The organism is Actinoplanes aureus (assembly GCF_015704865.1).
Lineage (GTDB): Bacteria > Actinomycetota > Actinomycetes > Mycobacteriales > Micromonosporaceae > Actinoplanes > Actinoplanes aureus.
On the sequence record NZ_JADQTO010000025.1, the window covers coordinates 44,756 to 59,665 of the forward strand.

The following is a 14,910-nucleotide window of genomic DNA, read 5'->3' on the forward strand; positions in this document are numbered from 1 at the left end:
CGTACCCGGAGGGTGACGGCTCAACCACTAGCCGCTCCGGCTGTGACCTCGGTCACCGAAGGCCCCACCGCTGAGGCCGGCAGCGTGAAGGTGAAGATCGTGCCGCCGCCCGGGTTGGGAGCGGCCTCGATGTGCCCGCCGTGCCGCTCCACGATCCGCCGGCAGATCGCCAGGCCGAGACCGGTGCCGGGATGGGTGGTGCCGTTGCTGGCCCGATGGAAGCTGTCGAAGACGGCACCGTGCTCTCCGTCCGGGATGCCGATGCCCCGGTCGGCGATCTGCACGGAGACCGCGCCGCCCGCGCCGGCTCGCGCGGTGATGTCGATCCGCGGTGCCTGGCCGGGCGGCGTGTACTTGATCGCGTTGCCCACCAGGTTGTCGATCACCTGCCGCAACAGCACCGGATCGGCGAGCACCACCGGCAGCCGGCCGACGAAGACGTCCGGGCGCAGGTCCGCGCCGTCCGGGGCGTCGACGCGGGCGGTGACCACGTCGTCGACGATCGCGTGCAGGCTCACCTCGGCGATGCGCAGCGTGGCGTCCCGTGCGGCGGTGTAGTCGAGCAGCTCGGTGATCAGCTGTTCCATCCGGACAGCACCGGTGATCACCTTGTCGGCGCCGCGGCGGGCGAGGGCGAGATCGGCCGGCTCGGCGGCGAGCGCGTCGCTGATCATTTCGGCGAAACCGCGGACCGTGGTCAGCGGGGATCGGAGATCGTGCGCCACCACCCCGGCGAAGCCGCGCAGCTCGGTCTCGACATGCTTGCGGTCGGTGATGTCGTGGAAGACGGCGACCGCGCCGCGCTCGCCGGAGGCGGTCTCCAGCGGCCGGGCCGACACGCTTATTACCCGCCCGTCCGGGTGCACGTCGTTGCGGACCAGGATCTCCACCTGGTCGCTGCTCTCGCCGGCCAGGGCACGCGCCAGCGGCATCTCCTCGGCCGGGAACGGCACTCCGTCCAGCCGGAACAACCCGAAGTGCTCCGGCCAGGAGTCCGGGCGCGGGTGCGACCCGGACTCGCCCAGGATCCTGCGGGCGGCCGGGTTGTGCAGCAGGAAGCCGCCGTCCGGGCCGACCACACCGACGCCGTCGCTGATCCCGTCCAGCACGGCCTGGAGCAGAACCGCCTGCCGGCGTGTCTCGGCCTCGCCCGCGCGCAGGTCGGCGGTGGCCGCACGGACCCGGGCCTGTGCCCGTTCGCGGCTGGTGACCAGCACCCACACCAGCGCGGTGAGCAGGGCGGTCAGGCTGAGCCCGCCACCGGCCACCGCGAGCGGCAGCCCGGTGTGCGCGCCGGGCAGCCGGTTGCTCACCGCCGCCACGTGCAGGGTCCAGGTGCCGTCAGCCACCGGTACGGAGACCGTCCGGTCGAGGTCGCGCTCGCCGGCCGCGGCCGAGCGCAGTTCGGCGACGGTGACCGGGCGGCGCCCTGAGTCGTCGGCCCGCAGCGAGAGGTCAAGCAGTCCCTGGCCGGCCTGCGCGAACGTGGCGCCCATGAACGACTGGCCGCGTACCGCGAGCTGCACCCAGCCGAGGAACTCGCTCGCCTGGTAGACCGGGGCGGCCAGCACGAACGAGTTCTGCCGCAGCGCGGGCGGCAGGGTCTGGTCGGCGAGCAGCTGGTAGGTGTCGGACACGCTGACGTCCCGGCTGCGGCGGGCCTCGGCCAGGACGGCGGCCGGTGCGGACGCCTGGAGCATGTCGATGCCGGTCGGCACCGGCCGGCCGTCCAGCGTCGTCACGAAGACCGTGAACGCGTGATCGCCGTCGCCCTGTGGTGCCAGGGTGAGCCCGGTGGCTCCCCGGTCTCGCCAGGTCTGCTGCACCCGCGCCACGTTGCCGTTGGCGGCCGGCACCACGAAGGCTACCGAGGAGACGCCGGCCAGCCGCATGTCCCGCAGCGGCTCGGTGATTCCGGCGTACTCGGGGGCGGTCAGTGTCTGTTGCGCGCCCGCCGCGGCCGCCGCCATCCGCAGGGCGTCGACGTAGCGCCGGGTCTCGAACCGGACGGTCTCCGCCGCCGCCGTGGTACGGCGATCCATCTGCACCTCGGCGGCGGCGTCCTCGCGTTCGGCGAGCACCGCGCTGATGCCCAGAGCCACAGCGCAGCCGAGCACGGCCACCAGCGCGCTGAGCGCCGTGGCGCGGCCCAGCCCGCTCCCCGCTCGCTTCCGGCTCACCTCAGCCCTATCGGAAGCGGCAGGTGGTTCCTTACCGCGCTCTCACAGAACGAGGGGGCCCGTCGTCGCGGGCCCCCTCGACTTCTGAAGAGCTGTTACTGGACCACGAAGAGCAGGCGGTTCGGCGAGCCGCTGCCCGGGCTGGTCACCACGTTCGGCGTCGCGTTGGTGATCAGCGACGAGGCCACCTGCGCCGGGGTGAAGCTCGGGTTGCGGGAGAGGACCAGGGCGGCCGCGCCGGCCACGTGCGGCGACGCCATCGAGGTGCCACTGATGGTGTTGGTGGCGGTGTTGCTGTTGTACCAGGCCGAGGTGATCGACGAGCCCGGCGCGAAGATGTCCAGGCAGCTGCCGTAGTTGGAGAAGCTGGACCGGGCGTCGGTGTTCGTGGTCGCGCCGACCGTGATGGCGCTGGCGACGCGAGCCGGCGAGGAGCTGCAGGCGTTGGCGTTGGAGTTGCCCGCCGCGAGGGCGTACGTGACACCGGAGGCGACCGAGTTGGCCACCGCGTTGTCCAGGGCGGTGGACGCGCCGCCGCCGAGGCTCATGTTGGCCACGGCCGGCTTGACCGCGTTCTGGGTGACCCAGTTGACGCCCGCGATGACACCCGCCGTGGTGCCGCTGCCGGTGCAGCTCAGCACCCGCACGCCGACCAGCCGCACGGCCTTCGCCACACCGTGGGTGGAGCCGCCGACCGTGCCCGCGACGTGCGTGCCGTGGCCGTTGCAGTCCACCGCGCCGGTGCCGACCGCGTCGTAGCCCGGGGTGGCCCGGCCGCCGAACTGGCTGTGCGTGTAGCGGATGCCGGTGTCGATGATGTACGCGGTGACGTTCGAGGCGGTGACCGGGTAGGTGTAGGTGGTGCTCAACGGCCGGTTCCGCTGGTCGATCCGGTCCAGGCCCCAGGTCGCGTTGGTCTGGGTGGCGTTGAGCTGGATGGTCTGGTTCTGCTCGACGTACGCCACGTCGGAGTGTGCCGCCAGCCGCTTGGCCTGGGTCTCGGTCATGCCGGCCTCGAAGCCGTTGAGCGCGCGGCCGAAGCTGCGCTTGAGCGTCGCCCCGTACGCCTTGCTGATTTTCGCCTGCTGGGCGCCGGACTTGAGAACCACGATGTAGCTGCCCGGGATCGCGTCGGCGGTGCCGGCGAGGCGGATCTCGCCCGTCGCCGGTGCGGCCGCGGCCGGGGTTCCGGTCGCGACCACCGCGGTGGCCAGTGCGAACAGACCTGCGGCCAGGATGCGGCCGTGTCCTCGAATCGCCATGTTCTTCCTCTCTCGCGCTGCCTGGAGAGAGCGTATGGGCGACCGAGCGAATCATGTATATATCGAAATAGCTATATCGAGCGGACTCAGGGCACCGCGCCGAGTATCGCCAGCACCCCGTCGAAGAGCGCGAGGGTGGTCGCCTCGTCCAGGTGCTGGGCCTGCCAGCCGCGGTTCTGGAGACCCTGGAGCACACCGATCACCGTGGTGCGTACGGTGCGCAGCGTGGCCGGGGAGAGCAGGACGGCCGAGGTGCCGTCGTCGTGCGCGGCCCGGGCGCCCGAGCCGAGCGCCACCAGCGCGGCGGCGGCGCCGTTGAGGACCTGGGCGACGTGCAGGCGGTCGCGGTCCAGGTTGAAGGCCGCCACGTGTACGGCCAGACCCAGCGCCGTGATCAGCCGGCCGGTCTCGTCGCCGGTGAGCACCGCGGGCATCGTCGCCGAGTCGTCCTCGGCCTCTCCCGCGTCCGCGCAGAAGCCATTGACCAGCTCGCCGGCGACGTCGGCCGGCACCTCCACCGTGGCGAGCGGCAGCCCGGGGAAGCGGCGGCGCAGCGCGGCCTCGACGGCGTCCCGCACGATGTACTCCGGGACGACCCGGTGCTGCTCGGTGAGCCGGCCCAGAATCGCCCCGACGATGTCGTCGAGTCGCATCGCGCGGGGCCGGTCCATTCCCTCACCGTAACCGTGCACGGCCGTCCTCAGTCGGCGCCGGGCAGGGTTATCCGGGCCGTGGTGCCATCCGGTGAGCTCGTCACGATCAGCGTCCCGCGGTGTGCCGCGACGACGCTGTGGGCGATGGTGAGACCCAGGCCGACCCCGGGCACCGCCTGACCGCGGGCGTACCGGCCCCGGTAGAAGCGGTCGAAGACATGCGGCAGCTCGTCGTCGGGGATGCCGACGCCGGCGTCGATGATCTCGACGACCGGGTACGGCACACCGGTCATCCGTACCGTGATCGGCCGGTCGGCCGGGGTGAACAGCAGCGCGTTGCGCAGCACCTGCTCGACGGCGTGGGCCAGCCGGGCCAGGTCGGCCCGGACCGGCAGCACCTGGTCCGCCTCGACCGTCACCGTCCCGGGACGCGACGTGATCAGCGGACGGCAGGTGGTGACCGCGGCGGCGACGACGGTGGCCAGGTCGACCGTGCCGACCGGCGGCGGGAGCGGCGCCTCCGGCGACCGCGTCCCGGCCAGGATGTGATCGACCATCGCGACAAGCCGCCGGCCGTTGCGGTGGATCGGCTCGATGAGGCGACGGTACGGCTGGAGCTCCTCATGATCACCAAGGAGCTCCAGGTAGCCCTGGATGGTGGTCACCGGCGTACGCAGCTCGTGAGTGATGTTGGCGACCATCTCGTCTTCGCGCTGCACCGTCCGGGCCAGCTCGTCGCCGAGGTCGGCCATCCACAGGCGGTTGCGCAGAGCGGTCAGGTGGCCGGCCGCCTGACCGGCGAAGGTGATCAGATCCGCCACCTGGCGGTCGTCGGTGTCCCGCGGCTTGTCGTCGATCACGCACATCGCGCCGAGCGTGTGTCCCTGCTCGTCGACGATCGGAGCACCCGCGTAGTACCGGATGTTCGGCGAACCGACCACGGTGCGAAAGCCGGCGAAGCGCTTGTCCCGGGTGGCGTCCGGCACGACCAGCGGCGCGCGGCCGCTGACGACGTGGGCGCAGAACGACACGTCCAGCGGGGTCTGCTCATCGGCCAGGCCGACACTGCCGGCGAACCACTGGCGGTTCCGATCGACGAGCGAGACCGCGGCCATCGGCGTGCCGAACATGGTCGCCGCCAGCCGGGTGAGGTCGTCGAGCACCGACGCGCGTGGCTGGTCCAGGACCCGGTACGAGCGCAGCGCCTCGAGGCGTGTCTCCTCCACGATGCCGTCCACCGGCCGGGTTGCGTCCACGCCTGTCTTTCGGCCCGCACTCATCGAAGCTGAGCGGAATCGGCCACGCGCTCCGTCTCGTGTGTGGAAGTGGCGGCCGGGACGGTGAAGCTGAAGCGGGAGCCGCCACCCGGTACGTCCTCCGCCGCGATCGTGCCGCCGTGCCGTTCCACGATGCGCTTGCAGATGCCCAGGCCGAGCCCGGTGCCGGCGTACGGCCCGGAGCGGTGGGCCCGGTGGAAGTCGCCGAAGATCGCCTCGTGCTGCCCGGGCGGGATACCGATGCCGTTGTCGGTGATCCGCACCCGGATCATGTCCTCGTTCCGCTCCGCGGTGATGGTCAGGTTCGGGATGACGTCCGCGGCGGTGTACTTGATCGCGTTGCCGATCAGGTTGTCCAGCAGCTGGCGCAGCAACACCGGATCGGCCAGCACCGTGGGCAGGTCCCGGACGGTGAACCGGGGCGCCGGCCGGCCCGCCGCGATCGCGTTGTCGAGACGGGCGATCGTCACCTCGGTCACCACCTCGGCGAGGTCCACCGGAACCATCCGCATCGCGGCGTCGCGTGCCGTGGTGAAGGCGAGGAGGCCGTCGATCAGCGTCCGCATCCGTACCGCGGCCCGGGTGACGCGGCGCAGCTCGCTGCGGGCGTCGCGGACCGCCGGGTGGTCGGGTGCCTCGGCGAGCGACTCGCCGGCCGCGTCGCTCCAGCCTTCGACGGTGGTCACCGGGTTGAGCAGATCGTGCGCCACCACCCCGGCGAAGTTCGCGAGCTCGTCGCGGTGCCGCCGCTCGGCCGTGACGTCGTGGAACAGCACGACGGCACTGCGGGTGCCGTCGCCGTTCTCGCACGTCGTGGCGCGGATGTTGAGGATCCGCCCGTCCGGCAGTGCCGGGTTGCGGATCAGCAGGTCCGCGTCGCCGTAGTCTTCTCCGGCCAGCACCCGCACGTGTGCCATCTCCTCGGCGGCCAGCGGGGTGCCGTCGAGGTGGAACAGCCCGTAGTGGGCGGGTCCGGCCATGGTGTCGCCGGGGTTGAGGTAGTCGCCGAGGAGCCGCTTCGCGGCCCGGTTACGCAGCACCACCTGACCGTTCTCGTCGACGACGGCCAGCCCGTCGGCGGTCGAGTCGATGATCGCCCGCAGCAGCTCGGCCCGTTGCGACGCCCGCTCCCGCTGCACCGCCAGCTCGGCCCGGTCCGCGGCGAGCTCGGCCATCAGGGCGTCGCGCTCGTCGCGGCCCAGCGCCAGCGAGAGACCGACGACGACGATCATGGCGACGAACAGCTGGGCCACCACCGCCCGGTCGGCGGGGCTGGGGATCTCCGCGAACGGCCCGGTCCCGTGCAGGGTGAACGACATCACGGTGATGCCGGCGACCAGGCTGTGCAGCACGACGAACGAGGCCCGGAACCGCGCACCGGCCCAGACCGTCACGGCGATCATCAGGAACGCCAGCGGCAGGCCGCGGCTGTACGCGAACCCGGCCAGGTACGCCACGGCGGAGCAGAGGATCAGCGCGGCGCACTCGGCGACCCGCCGGCGCGGCATGCTCCTCAGCCGGCCCGCTGTGCCGTGGCGCCACCGTTTGTACGCGTGCCCGAGGCAGATGCCCGCCGCCACGATCAGCAGGACGCTCGTCGTGTTGCGGGCCAGCCACACGAACGTGGCTGACCACGTGTAGGCGCCGGTCAGCAGCCACGTGCCGGCCCGGCCGACCATCGCACCGACGATCGTGGCCGCGGATGCGCAGGCCAGCAGGCCCCACAGGTCACGGGGACTGCGCAGCGGCTCGATGCCGCCGGCGCCCAGCAGGTGCGGGCGCGAACGGCCGATCGCGTACATGAAGGCGGTGGTTTGGATGAGGTTGGCGGCGACGAAGATCACCGTCATCGGCGCGGTCGCCCCGGTGGCCATGTTGACCAAGACCGTGACCACGGCCAGCGCCACCACGTCGGCCCAGCGTGCCGGAGCCCGCCGTTGCGCGCAGAACCAGACCGCCGCGACCCCGGCGGCCGGCCACACCAGGCTCATGTTGGCCGAGTCCATCACGGTGAGACGCCCGATGCCCATCGCGATCGCGTAGACCACGGCGAACAGCGCCGTACGCGTCAGCGACCTGCGATAGGTCATTACTCGCCCGTCCGCGGAGAGAAGGTCTGTCGTTGACCTATCGGCGGGCCGGCGGGTGATCTGAGTCTCAGCTCACGGCGGCGCGGCGGGCGGTGTACTCAGTGTTGCGGTGGCTCGGGTACGGGATCAGGTTGTCCGGCTGCGGATCGTCGTACGATTCGGTGGCCCAGCGCCGGCCGGTGGACTCCATCGGGTCCATGTCGTAGACCGAGCGGCCGTGGAACCGCTGCCCGTAGTCCATCATCCCGTCCACGAGCCGCTCGACGTCGGCGGTCGGCCGTACCACGAGGCGCATGAACTGGCTGGTCATGCCGAGCTTGTTGCCGCACTCCCGGGTCATGATGCCGTGGTTGGCGACCAGGTAGTCGCGCAGTGCCACGCCGGACCACTCGGTCGGCAGCTTCACCAGGAAGAAGTTGCCCTGCGACGGGAAGACGGTGAGCCCGGGGATGCGGCTCAGTTCTCGCGCCATCGACCGGCGGTCGCGGCTGAGCAGGCGGAGGCTCTCCTCGTACTCCATCTCGTGCTCCTGGATCATGTGGACCACCTTCTCGGCGAGGGAGTTGAGGTTCCACTTGGGGAGCATTTTGGCGATCTTGCCGGCGATCGCCGGGTTGGCCAGCATGTAGCCGAACCGGATGCCGTGCAGGCCGAAGTTCTTGCCGAGGCTCTTGAGCACCACCGCGTTCGGGCGGATCACCGCGTCCGGGCCGACCGAGGGATAGCGTTCGGCGTCCGAGAAGTCGATGAACGACTCGTCGACCACCACCAGGTCCAGGTCGCTGAGCGCGTCCATGAACCGGATGACGTCGCGCCGGGGCAGGTAGTTGCCGTCCGGGTTGTTCACGTTGCAGATCACCGCGACCCGGGACTTGCGCTCCCGGATGAACTCCACGTACTCCTCGAGGTCGAGCCGGAAGCCGTCGCGTTCCTGCAGCGGGAACATGTCCACCCGCTTGCCGGTCTCCAGGGGCTGGTCGGTCCACCGGCCGAAGGTCGGGATCGGGATGGCCAGGCTCTCCTTGACCAGCAGATGGTCGATCCAGGTGATCAGCTCGGTGGAGCCGTTCGCCATCGCCACCGTCTGCGGGTGCAGGCCGAGCACACTCGCCAGCTTCTTGGTGATCGTGGCGGAGTCACTGGGGTAGTACTTCAGGATGCTCTTCAGGTCCCGGGTGAGCTCGTCGAACATCTCCGGCGTCGGGAAGTACGGGTTGCACGGGATGCAGAAGTCGACGATCTCCGCACCTTCACCGGCGGCACGAGCCAGGTCGAAGTAGGAGGCGCTGTGCGCACCCTTGTGCAGGATCGACGTGTCGATTCCGGTCCGTGCCACGATGTCCTCCCGAGCCCTCGGTCGACGTGTTGCCGTCGCTTGGTACGGCCCCGGGCGCGGAATCGTTCAGCGGCGTACCGGCGGTTCATCCACGCCGGATGAGGCGGCGCGCATGCCGTCCGGTGAGGCTCAGCGCCATGACCGGTATGAATCCGCCATTGGATCCGACGCCGCGCCCGGTGGTCAACGCCGGCAAACTCTGGGCCGGTGGTGCCGCCACCGCAGCGGTCGCCGCCCTGATCGCGATCGTCGGCATCCTCTTGGGACGCGGCCTCTTCGACATCGACGTGCTCGCGCCGAAGGGGCAGGGCACCTGGGGTGACGCCAGCACCGGCTGGTACGCCCTCGGCGCCGCCGTAGCCGCCCTGCTCGCCACCGGACTGGCGCACGTGCTCATCGTGACCACCCCGCGACCGATGCGGTTCTTCGGCTGGGTGATCGGCCTCAGCACGGTGGCGGCGATGCTGGCACCGTTCGTCACCGACGCGAGTCTCGCGGCCCGGATCTACACCGCCGGGCTCAACATGGTGCTCGGCATCGCCATCGGCTCGCTGGTCGCCGGGGTGGCCCGATCGGCGACGATGCTGGTCTCGGCGCGCCCGGCACCCCGGCCCTACCCCCGCCAGTACGGCTAGACGAAGGAGCCGATGAACATGCCGAGCCTGTTCGATCTGGGTGACGTGGCGATCGGTGCGGCCTTCCGCGCCGGCGAGAGCACCGCCGATGCGCTGGCCCGGGTCCGCGCCGCCGGCGAGGCCGCCGGGGAGCGGGCCTCGGCCGAGACGTCCGGCCTGCGCGGGCGACTGGCCGCTCTCGCCCAGCGCGGTGCCGCCGAGCGGGCCAAACGACAATCGGAGGCATCCGCCCGGGCTGCCGAGGCGCTGGACGCGGCGATGACCGCGATCGCCTCGTCCTCGCTCGTCAATCGGATCGTGGACGTCCAGGTGGACCGCATGCTCAAGCTCTTCGAGCACGAGCCGGACCGGATACAGGGGCTGGTCCGCGGCCAGCGCGACACCATGGTCGGCGAGGTGGTCGGGCGGGTCCGGGCCGGCGCGGCGGCCGGCGACGCGGCGGTCGACCGGCTCACCCTGCGGATGGGCCGGCGCGGCGGCGACGCCGAACCGACGTGACCGTCTACGCCGGGCTGATCAGCCGGTCGATGGCGTACCTCCTCGACGCCCTGATCGTCGCCGTGTTCACCGGCGTCACGGCGACCGCACTGGGCCTGGTGGCCTCGGTCGTCGGCAACGTGGCCCACGAGCTGTCCGAGACGGTGCTCTCGTCGTATCTGAAGTTCCTGCCCTTCATCTTCGCGTTGTACTGCACGCTGTTCTGGGCGCTCGCCGGGCGTACCCCCGGGATGACGGTGCTCGGCCTGCGCGTCGTCCGCTTCGACGGCGGCCCGGTGGGCTGGATGGCCGCGTTGATCCGGGCGGTGGTGCTGGCCTTCTTCCCGATCGGGGCGCTCTGGCTGCTGGTGGACCGCCGCCGCCAGGGACTCCAGGACAAGGTCGCGCGCACCACCGTGCTGCGCCTCTCATCCCCGCGGGATGAGGTGAGGGCGGTAGCCCGGGCCGCACGCTGAGGCCGTGTTGACCATGGGGGTTGAAGAGGAGTTCCTGCTGCTGGAGCCGCACGGCGCGGTGGCGCCGAAGGCGCCGGAGGTGGTCCGCCGGGCCGGGGTGGACGAGCAGATCAAGACCGAGTACATGTCCTACCAGCTGGAGACCGCCACACCCGTCTGCACCGGCCTCGACGAGTTGCGCCGGGAACTGAGCCGGCTGCGCCTGGCTGCGGCCGCGGCGGCGGAACGGTCCGGGGTGCGGCTGGTGGCCAGCGGCGCGCCGCCGTTCCCGGCCGGTCCGATGATGGCGTTCAACGAGGAGGACCGGTACCGGCGGCTCGCCCGGCGTTTCCCGGAGGCCACCGAGGCCGGCGGCACCTGCGGATGCCACGTCCACATCGGCGTGCCCGACCGGGAACTGGCCGCGGCGGTGCTCACCCGGATCCGGCCCTGGCTGCCGGGACTGCTCGCGCTCACCGTGAACTCGCCGGTGACCGGAGCGACCGACACCGGCTGGGCCAGCCACCGTTACCGGACCCAGCTGCGCTGGCCGACGTTCCGGCCACCGGACGTCTGGGCCAGCGCCGAACAGTACGACCGGGAGGTGCGCTGGCACCTCGCGGCCGGCACCGCCCTCGACGAGTCCGGCATCTACTTCCTGGCCCGGCTCTCCGCCCGCTACCCGACCATCGAGGTACGCGTGGCCGACACCGGTCTGGGCGTCGCGGACACGGTGCTGCTCGCCGGCGTGGTGCGAGCCCTGGTGGCGACCCTCATCGAGGACGTACGGCAGCGTGCCAAGATCGTCCCGGTCGCGGCCGGGCGGATCACCGAGCGGCTGCTGGCGGTGGCCCGCGGCGGCACCCGGACCGCGGACGAGGCGGCCCGCCTGCTCGGCAAGATCACCCCGCAGCTGGACGCGAACGGCGACACCGGCGAGGTCTACGCCGGCGTCGAGCGGCTGCGCCGGGAGGGCACCGGCGCGGAGCGGCAGCGGCGGCTCTGGAAGCGGTACGGGCCGACCCGCGACTTCGTCGGCGCCCTGGCCGAGGCGACCGCGCCGCTGGCACTGCGGGTCTGACCACCCGGGCCAGGCCGACGGCAAGCGGCGAGGCCTCCGGGTGCCGCCGGAGACCTCGCCGCTCGATCGCCTGCTCAGCCCAGGATGCGGGCCTTCTGCTGCTGGAACTCCTGCTCGGAGAGCACGCCCTGGCTCTTCAGCTCGCCGAGCTGCTTCAGCTGCTCCAGCTTCACGGCCATCGGATCCGGCGCAGGCTCGGCGGCTACCGGCGCCGGCGCGTACTGCGGCTGTTGCTGCTGTTCGTAGTACGCCTGTGAGTCCTGCTCGTCGGCCTTCCTCTGCCAGCGGCCGGCCTGCCGGCGGGAGACACGATTGGAGACCGCGGTCGCCGTACCGGCGACCACCGCGGTGCGGGCGATTCCTCGCAGAAGTCCGGGCATCAGACTCACCTTCCTCCGGTAGCGCTGGTGGGTGCCGCCGCGGCCGCTTCCGGATCGGTTTCGTCCAGGGCTGCCAGCAGCGCTTGTACGGGAATCCGGCCGCCCGCCACGACCTGGGCGCCGTTGCGCCGCAACTGGACGGCGAGCGGTGCCGCCCACAGGTTCTCGTAGACCACGACCGCCGCGGCCGAACCGGCGGTCAGCACCGAACCGACCTCCCGCAGGTCGTCGCCGCCGAGGATGCCGGAGGCCGCACCGTGGAAGACGCCCAGGTCGGCGATCTCCAGGTCCTTACCCTCCAGGGCGAACACGCTTCCCTCGAGCGTCTTCTTGATGAACAGGATGTCGAGGATCCGGATGATTCTCCGGTCCACCAGGTCCACCAGCAGCGGGAACGCCTTGCCGTTGAGGCTCCCGTCGGGGAACTCGACGCACAGATAGTCGATCGGGCCCATCTCTTCCAGCAGATCTTCAGGCACAGTGCCCCCCTAACTCGCGGCCGGTACGGTTCGGCCGCGCAGGACGCCGTACGCGGCGGCCGCGCGCTGCCGGGTGTTCTGTCTCCTGGTCATCGCTCTCCTCAGCTCGTTGTGATCAGGCGGTTCTGGTCGTGGCTGTTCCGGATCCGGACCCGGCCGTGTCCCGGGGCGCCGGGGATGTGGGTGAGCGCCACGATGCTCCCGTCGAAGGCGGCCACCGGCCCGGCCAGATCGCGCACCCAGCGGTGCTCCAGGAGCACCGCCAGCGCGTCCCGCTTGTCGCCGACCACCGCCGCGACCTCGGCGACGTCCGACTCGGTGATCAGGCCGCTGGCCAGTCGCGCGAGCCGGGCCCGATCGCCGCCCAGCTCCGGCAACTCGCTGAGCTCCACGGTGAACGCGCAGCCCGCCGGGTCGGTACGGACCGCCAGGACGTCGACGACTCTCATCTCCGCGGCGGCGGAGAGATGGTCCAGGGTCACCCGGACACCGTCGCTCAGCCGTTCGGCGGGGAAGGACAACACCATCAGTTCCAGCGGCCCGAATGCCATGGCGTCAGCCTGCTCGTCCGGCGAACCGCCGGCCTCACCCGCCGGGGGTGAACCTGTGCCGCCGTGCAGCGCGCCCGGATGTGTTCATCCGCGCCGGATGAGGCGTCCGCATCGCCCGTCGGGAAGCGTCGGCGGAAGCCGGCGAGCGTGCCAGATACCGCGCCACCAGGCGCCTCGCCGGCCGGCATCCAGGAGGCAACGATGACGATCCCGGCGAGTCAGTCACCCGCGACCGCACCCGACGGCGACGGCGCCCTACCGCACCCGGCCGTCGAGTCACCGGTCGTATCCGACGACATCGAGGTCGAGCGGCTCCGGGCCGAGGTGGCCGCGCTGCGCTCGCAGCTCGCGGAGACCCGGCCGCGTGCGCGGCCACGCCGTCACACGTTCCGCCGTGCCGTCGCCGCGGTGCTCGTGGTGCTCGCCGCGTTCGCCCTGGTGACCAGCGTGGTCGGGCTGTGGGCGGCGCGCACCACTCTGGACACCGACCGATGGGTGGCCACCGTCGCACCCCTGCCCCAGGACCCGAAGATCAACGCGGCCGTCGCCGAATACGCCACGACCGAGGTGTTCCAGGTTCTCGACGTCGAGACCCGGCTGCGCGAGGTGCTGCCGCCGCAGGCCGCGTTCGTGGCCGGCCCGATCGCCGGCCAGCTGCGGGAGCAGGTGCGCAACACCGTGCGGAACGTGCTCGGCAGCGACCGCTTCCAGGTCGTCTGGGTGGAACTGAACCAGCGGCTGCATCAGCGGATCCTGGCCGTCCTGGAGGGTCAGAGCACACTGATCACCGCGCAGCAGGACCGGATCCAGATCGACCTGCTGCCCCTGATCAACCAGGTGCTGCGGGAACTCAGCGACCAGCTGCCGACCCTGTTCGGCAAACAGATCACCTTGCCCGACCTGAGCAGCGGGGCCATCCCGGAGAACCTGCGGACGCGGGTGGAGGAGCAGCTCGGCGTCACGCTGCCGGCCAACTTCGCGCAGTTCACGGTCTACGACTCCGGGCAGCTCTGGGCCGCGCAACAGGCGGTCGCCACCGCGAAGCGCGATCTCGCCCTCTTCGTCGGCGCCACGATCGTGCTGCTGATCCTCGCGTACGTCGTCTCGCCGCGCCGGCGCCGCACCACGGTCCAGCTCGGCATCTGGCTGATCATCGCGGCGGTCACCGTCACCGCGATCGTCCGCGCGGTGCGCCGCCAGGTGATCGCCGAGATCCCGGAAGGCACGTATCGCGACGGTGTCGACGCGGCGGTCACGACCGTGTTCAGCACGCTGCGCGAGCGTGGCACCCAGATTATCTGGATCGGCGCGATCCTGGCGCTGGTGGCCTACCTGGTGGGTCCCGGCCGATTCCCGGTGTGGTTGCGCCGGCAGGTCCGGCGCGGCGCCGTCGCGGGCTGGCGCGGGATCCGCAGGGGTACGGACGTCGCGGTCACCCGCGGACCCGGCTTCGTTACCACCTACCTCGACCCGATCCGTATCGGCGGCGTCCTGGTGGCCGTGGTGCTGGCCCTGATCCTGTCATCCTGGACGTCGCTGCTGGTGATCGTGCTGCTGCTGGCGGCCTTCGAGGTCGCGGTCACGCTGATCGCCCGCCGCCACGATCAGGACCGCGACCACCCGGCGACGCCGCCCGCTCCCAGCCCTGCCACCTGACGAGCCGCCGCGTCCCCGCGACGCCGGGCCCGGGACACCTGCCCCGGCCCGGCGGTCGCGCTGCCCCCCGGTCCGCTACCTGGGCCGCGCGGCAGCAGGGGAGGTACAGCTCCCGGGGATGGCGCGAGGCGCATCGGAAATGGCGCCCGGCCCGGCCCAGTGCGGCCCGGCCCGGCCCAGTGCGGCCCGGCCCGGCCCAGTGCGGCCCGGCCCAGTGCGGCCCGGCCCGGCCCAGTGCGGCCCGGCCCAGCGGCCCGGCCCAGCGGCCCGGGGCGGCCCCGGGAGGTGGTGGCAGCCATTAGGCACAGCCGGGCCTGCTTTTTCGGCCTGTTTGATCATTCGGCTGTGGGGCCGCGCCGGGGCGCCGGGGGGGGTGGCAGACCCGGCGCGCCCCCCGC

At 71.9% G+C, this 14,910-nt stretch carries 14 protein-coding genes; 5 read left to right on the forward strand and 9 right to left on the reverse strand.

Annotation, left to right across the window (positions count from 1 at the left end; genetic code table 11):
• Positions 1-20 precede the first annotated feature (20 nt).
• The 6 genes from I4J89_RS37405 to I4J89_RS37430 all read right to left on the reverse strand — a co-directional run bounded on the left by I4J89_RS37405 (position 21) and on the right by I4J89_RS37430 (position 8,798).
• Positions 21-2,180, reverse strand: a complete 2,160-nt coding sequence (locus I4J89_RS37405) for an ATP-binding protein (protein ID WP_309238638.1) — start codon at positions 2,178-2,180, stop codon at positions 21-23.
• Positions 2,181-2,275: 95 nt separating this feature from the next.
• Positions 2,276-3,442: a S8 family peptidase gene (locus I4J89_RS37410; RefSeq protein ID WP_196418916.1), complete on the reverse strand. Its 1,167-nt coding sequence runs from the start codon at positions 3,440-3,442 to the stop codon at positions 2,276-2,278.
• A gap of 86 nt (positions 3,443-3,528) precedes the next feature.
• Entirely contained in the window at positions 3,529-4,113 is a 585-nt protein-coding gene (locus I4J89_RS37415) for a hypothetical protein (RefSeq protein ID WP_196418917.1), read from the reverse strand.
• 29 nt (positions 4,114-4,142) lie between these two features.
• Positions 4,143-5,351, reverse strand: coding sequence for a GAF domain-containing sensor histidine kinase (locus tag I4J89_RS37420; protein ID WP_309238639.1), 1,209 nt, complete (start codon positions 5,349-5,351; stop codon positions 4,143-4,145).
• 20 nt (positions 5,352-5,371) lie between these two features.
• A complete protein-coding gene (locus I4J89_RS37425) occupies positions 5,372-7,462 on the reverse strand; it encodes a sensor histidine kinase (protein WP_196418919.1) in 2,091 nt (696 codons plus the stop codon).
• Positions 7,463-7,529: 67 nt separating this feature from the next.
• On the reverse strand, positions 7,530-8,798 hold the full coding sequence (locus tag I4J89_RS37430) for a pyridoxal phosphate-dependent aminotransferase (RefSeq protein ID WP_196418920.1): 1,269 nt from the start codon (positions 8,796-8,798) through the stop codon (positions 7,530-7,532).
• Positions 8,799-8,935: 137 nt separating this feature from the next.
• Here I4J89_RS37430 and I4J89_RS37435 point away from each other — a divergent pair, with 137 nt between their 5' ends.
• From I4J89_RS37435 to I4J89_RS37450, 4 genes are read left to right on the forward strand one after another with little or no spacing between them, the layout of a single operon-like run.
• On the forward strand, positions 8,936-9,433 hold the full coding sequence (locus tag I4J89_RS37435; protein WP_196418921.1) for a DUF6069 family protein: 498 nt from the start codon (positions 8,936-8,938) through the stop codon (positions 9,431-9,433).
• An 18-nt stretch (positions 9,434-9,451) separates the two neighbouring features.
• Entirely contained in the window at positions 9,452-9,931 is a 480-nt protein-coding gene (locus I4J89_RS37440) for a hypothetical protein (RefSeq protein ID WP_196418922.1), read from the forward strand.
• On the forward strand, positions 9,928-10,386 hold the full coding sequence (locus I4J89_RS37445) for an RDD family protein (protein ID WP_196418923.1): 459 nt from the start codon (positions 9,928-9,930) through the stop codon (positions 10,384-10,386). Before I4J89_RS37440 ends, I4J89_RS37445 begins: the two co-directional genes overlap by 4 nt.
• Positions 10,387-10,399: 13 nt before the next feature.
• The gene (locus tag I4J89_RS37450; RefSeq protein WP_230860283.1) at positions 10,400-11,446 is read left to right on the forward strand and encodes a carboxylate-amine ligase; all 1,047 of its coding nucleotides are present in this window, start codon (positions 10,400-10,402) and stop codon (positions 11,444-11,446) included.
• A gap of 74 nt (positions 11,447-11,520) precedes the next feature.
• Here I4J89_RS37450 and I4J89_RS37455 read toward each other — a convergent pair whose 3' ends face one another.
• From I4J89_RS37455 to I4J89_RS37465, 3 genes are all read right to left on the reverse strand, one after another.
• A complete protein-coding gene (locus I4J89_RS37455; RefSeq protein ID WP_196418925.1) occupies positions 11,521-11,826 on the reverse strand; it encodes an SHOCT domain-containing protein in 306 nt (101 codons plus the stop codon).
• A gap of 5 nt (positions 11,827-11,831) precedes the next feature.
• Positions 11,832-12,305, reverse strand: a complete 474-nt coding sequence (locus tag I4J89_RS37460; protein WP_309238640.1) for a DUF6325 family protein — start codon at positions 12,303-12,305, stop codon at positions 11,832-11,834.
• 101 nt (positions 12,306-12,406) lie between these two features.
• Positions 12,407-12,856, reverse strand: coding sequence for a DUF6325 family protein (locus I4J89_RS37465; RefSeq protein WP_196418926.1), 450 nt, complete (start codon positions 12,854-12,856; stop codon positions 12,407-12,409).
• Positions 12,857-13,057: 201 nt separating this feature from the next.
• On the opposite strand from I4J89_RS37465, the gene I4J89_RS37470 reads away from it, so the two are divergent.
• Positions 13,058-14,512 carry a hypothetical protein gene (locus I4J89_RS37470; protein ID WP_230860261.1) on the forward strand — a complete coding sequence of 485 codons (1,455 nt, stop codon included), beginning with the start codon at positions 13,058-13,060 and terminating at the stop codon, positions 14,510-14,512.
• The last annotated feature ends 398 nt before the right edge of the window (positions 14,513-14,910 follow it).

Bases quoted from the DNA above. Each gene is read 5' to 3' on its own strand.
- I4J89_RS37410 (WP_196418916.1), bottom strand. From the start codon at position 3,442: ATGGCGATTCGAGGACACGGCCGCATCCTGGCCGCAGGTCTGTTCGCA.
- I4J89_RS37415 (WP_196418917.1), bottom strand. From the start codon at position 4,113: ATGGACCGGCCCCGCGCGATGCGACTCGACGACATCGTCGGGGCGATT.
- I4J89_RS37425 (WP_196418919.1), bottom strand. From the start codon at position 7,462: ATGACCTATCGCAGGTCGCTGACGCGTACGGCGCTGTTCGCCGTGGTC.
- I4J89_RS37435 (WP_196418921.1), top strand. From the start codon at position 8,936: ATGACCGGTATGAATCCGCCATTGGATCCGACGCCGCGCCCGGTGGTC.
- I4J89_RS37440 (WP_196418922.1), top strand. From the start codon at position 9,452: ATGCCGAGCCTGTTCGATCTGGGTGACGTGGCGATCGGTGCGGCCTTC.
- I4J89_RS37450 (WP_230860283.1), top strand. From the start codon at position 10,400: ATGGGGGTTGAAGAGGAGTTCCTGCTGCTGGAGCCGCACGGCGCGGTG.
- I4J89_RS37455 (WP_196418925.1), bottom strand. From the start codon at position 11,826: ATGCCCGGACTTCTGCGAGGAATCGCCCGCACCGCGGTGGTCGCCGGT.
- I4J89_RS37465 (WP_196418926.1), bottom strand. From the start codon at position 12,856: ATGGCATTCGGGCCGCTGGAACTGATGGTGTTGTCCTTCCCCGCCGAA.
- I4J89_RS37470 (WP_230860261.1), top strand. From the start codon at position 13,058: ATGACGATCCCGGCGAGTCAGTCACCCGCGACCGCACCCGACGGCGAC.